Raw genomic sequence first — 12,508 nt, 5'->3', positions numbered from 1 at the left:
GAATCACTCGGTTTCGAAATCATCCTGCGACGCGAAACATCGGTCGATAGCGGCGATGAATCGGTCATTGATACCATTCCAGTCGTACCGCTCGACCGCCCGTGCCGCGTTCCCACCAATCTCGGCCCGTAAGTCCTCATCCTCGGAAAGACGACATAGCGCCTCGGAAAACGCCTCGGCGTCGCCGGGTTCGACCAGGAGTCCCGTCACGTCGTGTTCCAGCAGCTCGGTCGCACCCTCGAGCCTCGACGCGACGATGGGCTTGCCGAGCGCCATGTACTCGAATAGCTTGATCGGATAGATGTACCGTAGCACCCGCTGGCGGGGAAACGGGTACAGACAAGCGTCCGAGTTCGCTATCCTCCTTACGGTCTCCTCGTGACTGAGTCGTCCGGCGAAATCGACGTTCTCGGCGATATTCTTCCGCCGAGCGAACCGTCGTAGCTGCCGTTCGTCTCCGTCGGTCGCCGGTCCGATTATGGTGGCGGTCCACTGATCGTTCGTGGAGTCGAAATCGGAAAGCGCCTCGATTACGGTGTCGATCCCTCTGCTCGGCTGTACGAACCCGACATACACGATGTTGAATCCATCGTCAGTCTCCGTCTGCACATCGTCGTACAGCGCCAGGTCGGTTCCGTTTGGCACGTTCACGACCTTTTTTCCGGGAAGTCCGTTGGTTTCGGCGAACTGCGAGTGAAGGGAGAGAACGATAAGATCAGCGTGAGACATCGCAAGAAGCGCGACGACGTACACCGCCCGATAGAACATCAGGGCCATTTTCCAAACGATCCCTTCGCTTTTCTGTAAGAACTCTATCTTCAAACGAGGATGATCCCAGATATCGAGAATCCATATTTTCCCCCCGAGAGAACAGATGAACCCCGCGAGGATGCAAAACAGGTGGTAGCTCGTGTGAACGGCGTCAACGCTAGCGTCGTCTTTAACGAGAATCCGGTATACGACCCAAAACGGAAACAGGAGGTGCGAGACGAGCGATTTGCCTGGACAGACGTGGATCGCTGACTCCGGTATCGATATCTCCTCGGGCATACCGCCGTCCGCCCGCGTGTAGAAAGCGCAGTCGTAGTTTTCGGTTAAACTGTGCGCCCGCTGAAAACGAGTCGAGTTTCGATTCGCCGGAACGTAAGTTTCCCAGATAAGCGCGAGTCTAGCCATATTCCAGTTACCGAATCAATGCAGGCGATTATATACTTACTGTCCGCGACACCGGTAATCTGTTCGCTTACTCCTTCGAGGATCGAATCGGCGGTCGTTCGCGGTGGATGCGGTTTACGACAGCAGAAAAGGCGAACGAAGCCAAAGATGCTTCTCGGCATGGAACGGTTGACGAACTCTCAGTCGGTGTGCTGAGCCACAGGGCGACCCTCGGAGCGCTCGAGAACGTCCGGAAGGAACCTGTCTTCGTGTTCGGTGATCGTTTTCTCGTGGCGTGCGAGCGTCGTGAGAATGTCCCTGACACCGTCCTCGAACGACTGCCGCTGATCTCCGATGAGCGATGCGTAGCGTTTGTTTTCGATCTCCATTTTATGTTTCTCGTCCTCGTCGCGCGGATTTTCGAAGTGCTCGACCGACACGTTGAGGTCGAACTCCTCGCCGACGTCCGCGATGGTTTCGGCGATTTCGACGATGCTGATGGCGCGCGTCACCTGATTGTACACGACGTACTCGTCCGAGGATTCGTCGGAATCGGTCAGTGCGAGCCGCGCCAACCCCTCGACGGCGTCTTCGAGGCTGACGAACGGCTTGCGCTGTTTCCCTTTGCCGTACACCGTCACTGGGTAGCCCGCGGCCGCTTGGGCGCAAAAGCGGTGGGCGACCGTCCCGAAGTAGTAATCGAAGTCGAATCGCGTCTTCAGTTCGTCCGCGTTCCTGGTCTCCTCGGTCTCGGTGCCGTACACGATAGCCGTCCGGACGTCGCTAACCGAAAGTCTGAACTGATCGTGCGCGAGGCGCATGTTAGCCGCATCGTGAGCTTTCGTGAGGTGATACCAGCTACCGGCCATCGCGGGAAACGGTACTTCGTCTTGGTGGCCGTCGTTTTCCATCGTCGCGCCACCCTCGGGGATCGGAAATTCGGGCGCGCCGTACACTCCCGTCGTCGTGGTCTCCACGAAGTGCGTCCCGGTGAGACCGTTCTCCTCTAGCCCCCATAGAAGATTGCGCGTCGTCTGCAAGTTGTTGTGCTGGGTGTAGTTCGCGCGCTCGCCGTTTATCTGCGAGTATGGGGCCGATGGTTGCGCCGCTGTGTGAATGACGACGCGGGGTTCGTGAACGGCGAGGAGTTCGTCGACGAATGAGCGGTTCACGAGGTCGCCGTCGACGAACGAGAGATTCGATGCGTCTAGCTCGGATTTCGCCGCTTCAACTCGGTCGATGGGATCCGCAATCGGAACGGCGCTCATGCTTCCAACCTCCTCGACCCATCGCCGACGGCTTCCGTTGTCGACGATGATCACGCGCTCGTCCGTCCGCGTGGCGATGCGAAGGGAAGTGGGCCACCCTAGATATCCATCGCCGCCCGTGACGAGGATAGTCATAACTCCTCCTTCAACTTCTCGTTTTCCTTCTCGCACTCTCTATTGTCGCTCAAATGTTCCCAAATTTCGGTGCAGCCGCATCCGTCGGGCACTCCCTGTAAGTGTTGGACGTACTCTTGGCTACTCTCACCAATTTCGTTTGACATTCTTCATCTCCACGCTGGTGGACCATCCTGTTCAACTTTAAGATTGTGTCCGTTCCGCTACAAAACGAGCACGGACGCGAACGACTTCTGGATCCGAATCGAGTTCTCCGTCGCGATGAACGTGGAATCCCTCCAAGCCCTCAGTTCGTCCCCGGCGGTTACGACCACCCGTCGTACCGCCGCTGAGACAGATATTTAAGGGATTGGCTGGAGTACGCAAACGGGCATGGACGACGCTAGTAGGGCGGTAGAGGCTCTAATCCGTGAAGACCCGGAGCGAACGGCCGCGCTGCGAGAGATATTGGCGATCGACGAACGACGGGAACGGTGGTCGCCCGAGGACGTGTCCGTCGACGCTGCGCTCTTCCAAGAGCTCGTCTCGGAGGGAGTCGTCGTTCGAAACGGCGACGGTGCGCGGGTGACCGACAGTGCGGCGATCCGCAGGGTACTAGATAGTAACTACGCACCGAACGAGACGTCCGCGAATCGCTGGATGCGGATAAGCGGTCGCGTCCTCGCTCTGTTCGCAATCTCCGGTGCGCTAGCGCTGGTTATCGGCGTCCGCGTCGCGTTCATTCACCACATGGTGTTCAGGAATGGTGACGTGGTGTTGGCCGGAAACGATCCGTACTACTATCGGTACTGGGTCGAGCAGTTGACCGCCAGCCACCCGACGTTCAACGTCCGAGCTTTGGCTCATCTCCCTTCGTCTCTCAAAAACCACGACGTACTGACCGTCGTCACGATGTGGGCGGCCGTGAGCGCAGTCGGCGGGAGCCCGCAGTCCGTTGGAGAAGTGTTAGCCTGGTTCCCGGTAGTCGCGGCTCTGGTTAGCGCGATTCTCGTGTACGCATTAACGGTTGAGGTGACCGACGCCCGGTGGGCGGGTATCGCGGCGGTGACGCTGCTCGCGATTACGCCGGTTCACGCGTTCCGAACCGCGTTGGGGTTCGCCGACCACCACGCGTTTGACTACGCGTGGCTCGCGCTTACCGTACTCTCGGTCGTCCTCCTCGCGACCGAGAGTACGAACGAGGAGACGGACGTCCCTCGGCTGACGAGGTGGCGTCACAGGGCGGCGACCGTCGCGTTGGGGATCGGCATCGCCGCACAGACGCTCTTTTGGCGCGGCGGACCGCTCCTTCTCCTACCGATTGCACTCTACGCACCCTTCAAGGCAGCCGTCGACGCTAGAGCAGGGCGGTCTCCGCTCATCGAGAACGGGCGGCTGTTCGTGGGTCTCGGCCTTGGCTCGGCAGGGGCGTGCATCGTGCACGTCGTCTTCGGCTGGCTTCCCGCGTTCCGCGCGTTCGCTCCGACGCTGTTATTTGGTGCCGTCTTCGTTCTGTTCGCCGTTGCTGAGAGTTCCACCAGACAGGTGGTTCCCCGGCGAGTGCTAGCGGGCGTCGTCGGCGTCACGGTTCTCTCCAGTATCACCGTCACGGTGCTGTTTTCTGACCCGATCACCGCGTTGTTCGGCCATATTCGTCAAACTCGCGGCGGCGGCGTCATGGAGGCAGCGCCGCTGGTTGGAGGTGGATACGCGTTCGTCCTCAGACCGCTGTACGTATTCGGGTTGCTCCTGTTCGTGGCGCTACCCTACATGGCGTGGGGAAGCTACGTCGCGATCCGCGAACGTCGACCGGCGTTGTTCGCGGTCTCCGTCTACGCGTGGTACTTTCTCCTCCTTGCACTCGTTCAGGTTCGGTTCGCCGGAGAACTCTCGCTTTTCGTCGCTCTGTTCGCCGGAGCCGGCGTCGTTCACCTATCGACGAACGAGAATCCGTTCCGTCGACGGATCGGAACCGACCGCGACTTCCGAGGACGAGCACCCCTTCGGTCGTCTCTTCCGACCAAACGGACGGTGTTCGTGCTCCTGTCGGTGGTTCTACTCGTCGGGGGAACTGGGCTCTTCCTCTCGTTCGTGCAGACGACACAAATCGGCGTCCAAAGCAACACCCACGAGACGGCGACTCGCGTAGACGCGTACGCCGACCGGCACGACTTGGCGTATCCCGACAACTACGTCTTCAGCGCTTGGTGGCAAAACCGCGCTTACAACTACTTCGTAAACGGCGAGTCTAGATCGTACGGATTCGCAAGGTCGTACTTTTACGAATTCGTCACCTCTACGGATCCGGACAGGTGGATCCGTACGTTCGAACGAACGAATCGAACCGGGTTCGTGGTGACTCACGACCGTTCTACCTCGCTTCCCGACGAGTCGATGCATTCGCGGTTGCACGAGCGTTTCGGAAGTCGCGGAAACGGAGTGGGCGGATTAGGACACTACCGAGCCGTGTACGCGAGCGACGATGGGTCGCAGAAGGCGTTCGAGATCGTCCGCGGAGCGACCGTCGTCGGCACCGCACGGCCGGGCGAAACGGTGTCGATGTCAACGACGGTTCGCCTCGAGGGCGAGCAATTCGTCTACAAGCGTATGGTTCGAGCGAACCCGTACGGCATCTACACCCTGACGGTTCCGTACGCAGACAACTACTCCGTCAACGGGAAGGTGAAAACGGTTCCGAAGGGAGCCGCGACCGCCGGTCGACGCGTGATGTGGCACGACCGGGACGGCCTCGTTCACTGGCCCTTCGATCGCGTGGACGGGGCCAACGTCTACGACCGAGTCGGCGGCCATCGCGGTAACATCGACGGTGCCGCATCGATACGGAACGGCGTCTGTGGTCAGGCCTTGGCCTTCGGCGGCCAGAAATCGTACGTGAAGTCGAAGGTGGACGCGCCGCGTCGATTCACCCTCGATATGTGGATCGACCCGGACGAATCACGGACAGGTGATGGGCATCAGCACCTCGTCAGCAGCGAGGCGGGTCGCCTGCTCACGTTGACGGGGAACGGTCGAGTCGGCTTCCGCGTGCCCGGCGTCGAAACGGATCCCCTCGTCGCCGGAAGCGTCCCTTCCGACCGCTGGACGCGCGTCACGACCGTCTACGACGGAACGCACCGGACGATATACATCAACGGGCGACGCGTCGGCAGGGACAAAGTGGGCGCGGGAACGGCAGAGTGGGGTGGTCAGCTCCGCATCGCGGGCGGGTACGCCGACGGCAACCGAAGAACCTTCGAGGGTGCTATCGACGAAGTCCGCGTTTCCGACGGAGCAGTTCGTCCGGGAGCGATGGGACGATGCCCTCGTCCGACGGACGGATAGTCCTCGTAGTGTGCGGTCGCGATACGGAACAATCTCGTTCCGATTCAGCTCTTCGTTCGCGGCGGTGCAAGCACCGCGTCACTGACTGCTCGGTCAACGAACACGGGCGGCCCGAAGATCGCCAAAACGGCAGGCGAGGAGTGGAGGCGAGTTCCGACTACCGCATCCACGATATCGCTCGACGGCTTACCGGGGCGATGTAACGAGACGAGGAGTTCGCTCCTAACCGGGTGGTGTAACCGCCGAGATTACGGTGAGGACAGTGACCGGGATTGGACGGCAGAGCAGCTTTGAAAGCCGGCGGTCATCGGCCTTGAAGCGCCGTTACGCTCGACATCTTTTTATTACGGCTGGATGAACGGATCATTTCGAGAACATTCCGATTCGACTGGAATCCGGTCGTTTGATAGCGAGGGGGGCCTACCGGCTTCGAATTGGTGCACGGACGTTACTTTGAGCCCTATGATCGGAATAGATTCGAATCTTCCACCGAAATTGAACCTATCTCCAATCCCAAGGACCAGTATTTCCATAAACAGTGGATTACTCTACCAGATATCCATTACACCAGTAGCAATGTAACACCTCTTATCGACATACCAGAACCCCAGTTAGGATGAGTACTCGTCGGAAAAACAGGCGACCACATGAGAGGTAACAGGAGGGTCGAAAGTGTTCCAAAACGGAAAATCTCGAGTCGGCGTTCGAATACCGGAGGGTATCCGGATAAGTTATGCAGAAATCCGCCGCATCGGCGATAACTCGTCGTGAGCGTCGACGCATCGCCGGTTGCGGTCGCTTCGATCTGAACGAGGCTGTCCGTAAGCGAGACAGGAGCGGACGATGGCGGTCACCGCCGCCGCAGTTCGTCCATTACGACCACAGCCGACCTCAGTTTTCGACTTGCCGTTTCGGCTGTTCTCCGACTCCAACGCTCGTCGTCGGACGGATCACCGGCAGGAGCATCACAAAGACGGAATGCAACGATTTGCTCGAAGTTTTTCAAGGTGATGGCGGTGTTTGGTCCACTCTTCGCACTCGTCGAGTTTCTTCTCCGGATCTCCAGAACTGTGCCGCTCATCCCGATAGGATATCAAACTCTGGGGAGAGCAAACCGCCGTCGACTTCCAGGCTTTCTATACCAATAGTCGTGCGATAGCCGAAGATTCTATATATGAACAAGTTGAGAATCGTGACTGAGGTGTTGCCATGAAAAAGAGAATACTAACCATAATGCTGGTGATTAGCGTGGTTCTCGCCCTATCGGCGGTGGGAACTGCTAGCGCACAAGGCAACGCGCCCGGGAACGCGGCTTGTCCCGGCCTACAGAATGCCTTGACCCAGCTCAGTAACAATCCGTATGTCCCGAATAGCGCGATTCAGGCGATAACCGGCCTCATGAACAGTCCCACCTTCGGATGTTGAGGTTGAACTGAGCACGGACATTCACCTCGCGTCGACGGAGGAATCGCCTCGCCGGAGCGAACCACCGGCGGGTTCGAAGCAGATTTTTTGAATATGACGTGACGAACGCGTTACGTCGACCGTCGTGGTCGGTCTACGACTCTCGATCGGTCGCATCCGTCCAGTTGCAGGAGACGAGATAATCGAAACGGTCATCGTCGGCCGGTAGCTGTTCGACCGTCACAGGCGCGTCGAGGCCCTTCGCCATCCCGGTCGCGAGGAACGACGCGACCGGATGGTCGAAGCGAGTTACGGATCCGTACGCACTTCCGCGAATTCCGACCGTGACGGTCGTACCGTCTCGGTCTACGTCGGCGCTCGCGCTATCGGCCAGTTCGAACCCCTCGACCACCGCATCGGTTAACTGTCCGACGAGCGCCTCCGGTTCATCCGGAACCGCATCCGTCATAGTCGACTCAAACTCCCGAACGAGTCCGGCTCCGGTCGGGATAAAGGATGCTCCTCGCCTGCGTTCCTCGTTCGCCACGACGAACGGCGAAACCAGCTCCTCGCCGTCGGGGACGACGTAATCAGCGTGTTGAGGGAGGAACAGTCGAACGTTGGCGAACGTTTCGTTCCCGTCGGGTTCAGTCGGCACGTACACGCGCTCGTCTTGCAATCCGAGGTCGGCGACAATACTGGTGCCCGTCGCCGCTGCGGACGCATAGACCCGTTCGCCGACCTCGGCCGAGACGAACTGCTGCGGCGTGAGATAGTACGTCAGGACGGCCACGAAAAAGCCGGTTCCGGCCAACGCCAGTAAGAGAGAGCGCGAGTCCGGAAGGAGAACGGCTCCGACGGCGGCCAGTCCACCGAGCGCGGCCATTCCGAGCGCGGTCCTTCGATGCCGAGCCTGTCGGGCGCGTACGTACTCGGCGCGCAGACGCTGATTCTCCTCGGCCAAGAGTTCCACCTGTACCGCGAGTTCGTCGGTCGAGTTTTGTGTAATCGGTTCGTCGTCCGCCAGTTCGGCCGGTTGATCGTGATCGCTACTCATCGCTCATCCTCCCTTCGAATCCGAGCACGACGCTGTCGTATCGGTGAATGCCGTACGCGAATAGCGCAACGGTTCCGACGAGTACGAGGGCCGCGTGCCACGTGACCCCGCTCCATCGATGGGTTGCCCACACGAGCGCACCGAGCAGTAGGAAACAGCCGCCGACGAGCCCCGTGAGCAAACGTCGGCGATCGAACCGAATTGCTGGTTCGATCAGTACGCCGAGGAGCCCTAACTCGACGATCGCGAACTGGACGGCTCCGATTCCGTCCGGAAACAGCGCACCCAGCACGACGTGTCCGAAGGCGAACGCGTACATCGGCGCTAACACGTACCACGCAGCTAGAAGCGCCGCACCCGCCGCCAGTCCCGGCGAACCATGAAACGCCGCGAGCGCCAGGGCTGCGGCAAACGCACCGCCACCGCCGATGGTCGTCCGATGCCTGTCACGTATAATTCGTCTTTTCATGGTTTTACGTGGTCGTCGTCTGGTTGCGGTGCGATGCTGCCTCCAGCAGACGTTCGAGCTCGTCTCTCGGGCCCACTTCGAACGCTTGAACGCCGTTGAGCCCAGCGAGCTCTCGTCGGAACGATTCAAAGTTCACGTATCGATCGTAGGTGTTTTCGACGTCGGTCAATCCAGTTTCCTCGAAGAAAACCGACGGTGTCAGGAATACGAGCACCGCGTCGTTACGTCGCCTTGCCAACTTCACGGTCTCGATCACTTCGTTTCTATTCGTGTCATCCGTTAGCAACACGGTGACGACCGTTCCGCGCAATCGCACGAGTTCGGTTCGAGTGACGTCGTACAGTGAACCCGTCTCGACTCGGCGACGGTACGACCCCGACTCGCCGAAAAAGGGCCGGAGTCTCGTGCCGAACGGGGAATCGTCCGCGTTGAGGCGACCCACCGTGCGTTGAGCTCGGCCTGGCGACCGTCTCACCGGCGATGAGGGTGACGCTGGCGTCGACGCGACGGACGGATCGAGGCCGTACAGCCACCTCCGAACCGTCACGTAGTGACTTCTGTTGGCGCTTGGGGAGTGCTTGGCAGTGAGACCGCTTTCATCGACCGCGTACAAACCGAGCGGCTCCCTCTTCGAAAAGGCGTAGCTGACGAGCGATATCGCAACTTGGCGGGCGTAGTCCAGCTTTGTTCTGCCTTCCGTGCCGGTGGTCATCGATGCGCCGTGGTCGATAAGGATGGCCGTTCGCAGGTCGATTTGCGGCTCGAACTCGCGAACGTGAGGGTGAGCCAGTCGAGCCGTCGCCTTCCAGTCGATCCGTCTGAGCGAATCGCCGGGGATGTACTCTCGAATCTCCTCCGGGTCGATCCCGATCCCTCTCCCACTCGTCTTGTGGTCCCCGTACTCGCCCGCCACACGCTCACCGCCGATGCCGACGTGGAGGTCTTCAGGCGCTCGTGCGTCGACCGTGATTGTCCGCGCCTCGCCGGCCGTGACCGCCGTCCGAAACAGGTTCGCGCGGTCAGTCACTGTCACGGTCGGGGCAACGAACTCGAAGGTTCCCGCTATGGGCATCGTGACGGAGTACGTTGTCGTGACAGCTCGATCGCCGGTCAAAATCGTCGCGCCGTGCTCCGTCGAATCTGACCCCGTCGCGGCAACGGGCGGATTCACCTCCACGTCCAGTCGTACCGCCGCTGCATCCGGTAATTCGGCGGCGAGGACAACATCGACCTCCTCGCCGCGAGACACCGTTTCGCGCTCGAGCGACTGAGCCACCGAAAGGTTCTCCGCGGTTTCTCGCGCGATTCGGACGAACAAGTACTGTCGAGCCAACAGCCATGCGAAAATACCCACTGCGCCGCCTAGTAGTAGCGGCTTGGCGAGAACGACCGCTCCGCCCGTGAGGAAGACTCCGAGGCCGACACCCGCCAAATAGTGACGCGTGAACTCCATTACCCCAGAAAAGATACCGCGGTAGTTCAAGGTACTGGTCGATTCGTTCGCGTAGGCCCTCCTTTCTCGGGTCGCGACCAAAAAGAGGTATTACCTAGTAACTTGTACCGTCCTTCGGGATCCAAGGTTATGCGACACGGTGAAGTCGTACTCGTGCTCCTGTTGCTACTCTCGGGAGCGGGGACAGCGGCGGAAGATCCGACGGCGTCGGATACCGAGCGGGGGATCATCTCGGAAGTCAACGGGGGTGAACTCTTCGTCGGAACCGGTGTCGGAATGAGCGCCGCGAACAATTCGTCGGTTCTACGGCATAAAAACCCGGACAACGCGGCTGAGAAGGGGTCGTCCGAGGACGTGAAGCGGTGGCTCGCTAACCGGTTGTCCGGGCGTCTCAACGAGAGCGTGGTTCAGATGAGTCAAGGGGATTACCAGCGCGCGAAACGTCTCGTCGGCAACGACTCCGAGTACTCCGAGATGCTCGGAAAGTACGTCAACGTCTCTGGGGGGGCGACGAGAGGGGAGTCTGGAAAGCGGTTCGAGCGATCCCAACGGAATCAACAGCAGTTTGTCGAGAACGTGAGATCGTATCGGAAGACGCTAAAAAAGTACCAGAAGGCCAAGCGAAACGGAAACAAGCAGCGGGCGAACGAGCTTGCGCGCAAACTGAACCAGTATTCCGGTAGGGTAAAACGAAACGGCGATAGCCTCAAACGGAATCTGAAGAACATTTCGTCCAACGAGACGCGATTCTCGAACACCACGCGAACTATCGACGAAATATCGCAGAATATCACTCAGCACCAAGATTCCATCGCTCAGCGGGAGTTCACGAGGACGAGCCTGTCGAGCCTGATCGTCCAAACGCCCGCTTCCTTCCGCAACCCGCTCACAGTATCCGGAAAACTGACCGCGGCGAATGGATCCGCGCTGAGTAGTCGACCGATCACACTCAGAATAGGCAACCAATCTATCCGGACGAAGACGGACGGCGACGGGTGGTTCAACGCGAGTTATCGTCCGACTTCACTTAAAGTGGGTTCCGCACCGCGTACGATCGAGTACGTTCCTCAGCGCAATTCGGCCTATCTCGGAACGAACGCGACGGTGAATGTTACCATCAGACAGACCGAGCCGACGGTCGAGATCGAGGAAGCACCGAATGGCGGGCGTTACGAAGATAACCTCACCGTCACCGGGAACGTAACGGCGGCGAACGTGGGCGCATCGCGGGTGCCGGTGGTCGTAACCGTCGGCGGCGCGCCGATCGGAACCGCGCAAACGTCGTCGGATGGTTCGTTCACCGTCGAAGGTACGCTACCGGCCAACGTATCCGCCGGCGAACGGCGCGTCCGGGCGCATATCGCGCAGACGGGGCGGGCGATAGCGAGCGCGAAAACGTCGAAACCGATCACCGTTCGGCCGACCGCCACCGATATCTCAATAAATGCGACTCGGAACGGGAGTCTAATACACGCTACGGGGACGCTTACCACTTCAACCGGCGCTCTGGCGGCCAACCAGACGATTCAACTCCGCGTGAGGGGGCGAACCGTCACGACCGTTCGAACGAACGAGACGGGTCACTATTCGGCGGTCACCCCCCTCCCGAACGACACGGTCTCGGGCCAAGAGAGCGTTGAGGTCGCTGCCGTCTACGCCGAACCGACGACGAACCTCGAATCTTCAACCGCACGAGTTCGCATTCAACTCCCCGGGGAATCGACCGAGCTAGCCGACTGGCGACTCTGGCTCGCTGGCGTCGGCCTGCTCGGCCTTATCATTGGCAGCGCATACGCAATTCGGTCGCGGGAGCTGCTAGAACGCGATTCGGATTCGGACGCATCCATCGTCCCGGAGGACGGTACCGACGAACCGGATTCGACCGAGGAGTCCGCCAACGGGGAGGTCTCTCGTGAATTACTTCGGATGGCACGCGAGCAGCTAGCTGCCGGACAATCCAACGTCGCCGTTCAAACGGCGTACGCGGCCGTCCGCCAGCACCTCGCGGTCGAGGAGGCGGACGACCGAAGTACCGGAATGACACACTGGGAGATGTACCGCGCTTTCCAACTCGGCGACGGTGACGACGACAGCCGAAACGCGTTGCACGAGTTGACGCGAGCGTACGAAGTCGCAGCATTCGCGGCGACGTCCCTCTCACTCGATGACGCACGAACTGCCGTCGATGCGGCGGCCGCTCTCGTTTCGGAGTCGACCACCGACTGAGTACCGAACTGGCTCAATAC

General features: G+C 60.0%; 10 protein-coding genes. 2 read left to right on the top strand and 8 right to left on the bottom strand.

Features of this window, described 5'->3' with window-relative positions; genetic code table 11:
- Positions 1-3 precede the first annotated feature (3 nt).
- From LIW51_RS28650 to LIW51_RS28640, 3 genes are all read right to left on the bottom strand, one after another.
- Positions 4-1,176 (bottom strand): glycosyltransferase family 4 protein, encoded by a 1,173-nt coding sequence (locus tag LIW51_RS28650; protein WP_227379423.1) that lies wholly within the window; start codon positions 1,174-1,176, stop codon positions 4-6.
- Between the two features lie 179 nt (positions 1,177-1,355).
- On the bottom strand, positions 1,356-2,558 hold the full coding sequence (locus tag LIW51_RS28645; protein WP_227379422.1) for an NAD-dependent epimerase/dehydratase family protein: 1,203 nt from the start codon (positions 2,556-2,558) through the stop codon (positions 1,356-1,358).
- Complete coding sequence (locus LIW51_RS28640; protein WP_227379421.1) at positions 2,555-2,704, bottom strand: DUF8595 family protein; 150 nt, start codon at positions 2,702-2,704, stop codon at positions 2,555-2,557. The genes LIW51_RS28645 and LIW51_RS28640 overlap by 4 nt, the downstream gene beginning before the upstream one ends.
- A gap of 226 nt (positions 2,705-2,930) precedes the next feature.
- Here LIW51_RS28640 and LIW51_RS28635 point away from each other — a divergent pair, with 226 nt between their 5' ends.
- Positions 2,931-5,879 (top strand): LamG-like jellyroll fold domain-containing protein, encoded by a 2,949-nt coding sequence (locus LIW51_RS28635; protein WP_227379420.1) that lies wholly within the window; start codon positions 2,931-2,933, stop codon positions 5,877-5,879.
- Between the two features lie 44 nt (positions 5,880-5,923).
- Here the strand turns inward: LIW51_RS28635 and LIW51_RS38790 are convergent, their stop codons facing one another.
- From LIW51_RS38790 to LIW51_RS28615, 5 genes are all read right to left on the bottom strand, one after another.
- Positions 5,924-6,049 (bottom strand): hypothetical protein, encoded by a 126-nt coding sequence (locus LIW51_RS38790; protein ID WP_255767632.1) that lies wholly within the window; start codon positions 6,047-6,049, stop codon positions 5,924-5,926.
- A 561-nt stretch (positions 6,050-6,610) separates the two neighbouring features.
- Positions 6,611-6,811 (bottom strand): hypothetical protein, encoded by a 201-nt coding sequence (locus tag LIW51_RS28630; protein WP_227379419.1) that lies wholly within the window; start codon positions 6,809-6,811, stop codon positions 6,611-6,613.
- Between the two features lie 626 nt (positions 6,812-7,437).
- A complete protein-coding gene (locus LIW51_RS28625; RefSeq protein WP_227379418.1) occupies positions 7,438-8,340 on the bottom strand; it encodes a DUF7982 domain-containing protein in 903 nt (300 codons plus the stop codon).
- Positions 8,333-8,809, bottom strand: a complete 477-nt coding sequence (locus LIW51_RS28620) for a DUF8163 family membrane protein (protein WP_227379417.1) — start codon at positions 8,807-8,809, stop codon at positions 8,333-8,335. Before LIW51_RS28620 ends, LIW51_RS28625 begins: the two co-directional genes overlap by 8 nt.
- A 4-nt stretch (positions 8,810-8,813) precedes the next feature.
- Entirely contained in the window at positions 8,814-10,262 is a 1,449-nt protein-coding gene (locus LIW51_RS28615; protein ID WP_227379416.1) for a DUF58 domain-containing protein, read from the bottom strand.
- A gap of 129 nt (positions 10,263-10,391) precedes the next feature.
- On the opposite strand from LIW51_RS28615, the gene LIW51_RS28610 reads away from it, so the two are divergent.
- Entirely contained in the window at positions 10,392-12,488 is a 2,097-nt protein-coding gene (locus LIW51_RS28610; protein WP_227379415.1) for a hypothetical protein, read from the top strand.
- Positions 12,489-12,508: the final 20 nt, after the last annotated feature.

Source organism: Haladaptatus halobius (assembly GCF_020618475.1).
GTDB lineage: Archaea > Halobacteriota > Halobacteria > Halobacteriales > Haladaptataceae > Haladaptatus > Haladaptatus halobius.
This window is presented reverse-complemented; position numbering and strand designations above follow the sequence as displayed.

What these genes read in the sequence shown, in the direction of transcription:
- LIW51_RS28650 (WP_227379423.1), bottom strand. Translation starts at nt 1,176, where the DNA reads ATGGCTAGACTCGCGCTTATCTGGGAAACTTACGTTCCGGCGAATCGA.
- LIW51_RS28645 (WP_227379422.1), bottom strand. Translation starts at nt 2,558, where the DNA reads ATGACTATCCTCGTCACGGGCGGCGATGGATATCTAGGGTGGCCCACT.
- LIW51_RS28640 (WP_227379421.1), bottom strand. Translation starts at nt 2,704, where the DNA reads ATGTCAAACGAAATTGGTGAGAGTAGCCAAGAGTACGTCCAACACTTA.
- LIW51_RS28635 (WP_227379420.1), top strand. Translation starts at nt 2,931, where the DNA reads ATGGACGACGCTAGTAGGGCGGTAGAGGCTCTAATCCGTGAAGACCCG.
- LIW51_RS28625 (WP_227379418.1), bottom strand. Translation starts at nt 8,340, where the DNA reads ATGAGTAGCGATCACGATCAACCGGCCGAACTGGCGGACGACGAACCG.
- LIW51_RS28620 (WP_227379417.1), bottom strand. Translation starts at nt 8,809, where the DNA reads ATGAAAAGACGAATTATACGTGACAGGCATCGGACGACCATCGGCGGT.
- LIW51_RS28615 (WP_227379416.1), bottom strand. Translation starts at nt 10,262, where the DNA reads ATGGAGTTCACGCGTCACTATTTGGCGGGTGTCGGCCTCGGAGTCTTC.
- LIW51_RS28610 (WP_227379415.1), top strand. Translation starts at nt 10,392, where the DNA reads ATGCGACACGGTGAAGTCGTACTCGTGCTCCTGTTGCTACTCTCGGGA.